Source organism: Acidovorax sp. HMWF018, from assembly GCF_003061035.1.
Classification (GTDB): domain Bacteria; phylum Pseudomonadota; class Gammaproteobacteria; order Burkholderiales; family Burkholderiaceae_C; genus Acidovorax; species Acidovorax delafieldii.
In genome coordinates, this window is the sequence record NZ_QAIM01000655.1 from 7,684 (window position 1) to 8,545 (window position 862).

Below are 862 nucleotides of genomic sequence, written 5' to 3' on the forward strand. Positions count from 1 at the left end.
TGCGCCAGCCACTGGCCAAACGCGGCCAGGGTGTCGAACGGCTGCAGCGTGGTGAGCGACACGCGCGCGCCCTGGCGCTGGCCCAGCGCCAGCACGATGGGTTTGCGCCGCGTGGGGCTGCTGGAGAAGTCGCAACCCAGCAGCAGGGATTGTGGTGCGGCGGCCGTCATCCCAAGGCCAGCGCCGTGACGCCTGCAGCAATACACAGCGCGCCAAAAATGCGCGCCACGCGGTCACCCTCGCCCAGCAGGTGCCCACCGATGAGGGCGGCAAACAGCATGGACACCTCGCGCGCCGGGGCCACGTGCGACAGGGGCGCCTGCTGCATGGCATACAGCACCAGCACATAGGCCACCGGGCTCACCACCGCCACGGCCAGGGCAAAACGCCACTGCGCCAGCCACAACGTGCGGGCCGTGGGCAGGTCGCGCAGCACCACAGGCGCCAGCAGGCCCACACGCACAAAGTTGCCCATGTAGTCCACCAGGATGGGCGACATGAGCAAGAACTTGACGGCATAGCCATCGACCACCGTGTAGCTGGCAATGAAGGCCCCCGTGAGCAGGCCGTACAACATGCCCTTGTGCACCCGCGCCCGTGCGGCAGGGTCGTGCGCGGCGCGCAGCAGGCCCGGGCCACCCGCGATCAGAAACACGCCCCCCACCACGCCCACGATGCCCAAGGCACCCAGCGCCGAGATCTCCTCACCCAGCAGCGTGATGGCCACCAGCGACGACAAGAGCGGCCCCGAGCCCCGCGCCAGCGGATAGACCACGGTAAGGTCCGCCACGCGGTAGCCGCGCAGCAGGATGACGAAGTACGCCACGTGCAGCAGCCCGCTGGCGACCACAAAGCCCCACTC

Annotated in this window: 1 protein-coding gene and 1 pseudogene; both read right to left on the bottom strand. The window is 69.3% G+C overall.

Features of this window, described 5'->3' with window-relative positions:
- Window positions 1-170 (bottom strand): annotated as a pseudogene (locus DBR23_RS31995) (DUF429 domain-containing protein); the annotation flags it as partial.
- Window positions 167-862 (bottom strand): DMT family transporter (locus tag DBR23_RS27495; RefSeq protein ID WP_233250790.1); only part of this gene is annotated, 696 nt, incomplete at its 5' end. The pseudogene DBR23_RS31995 and the gene DBR23_RS27495, both read right to left, overlap by 4 nt.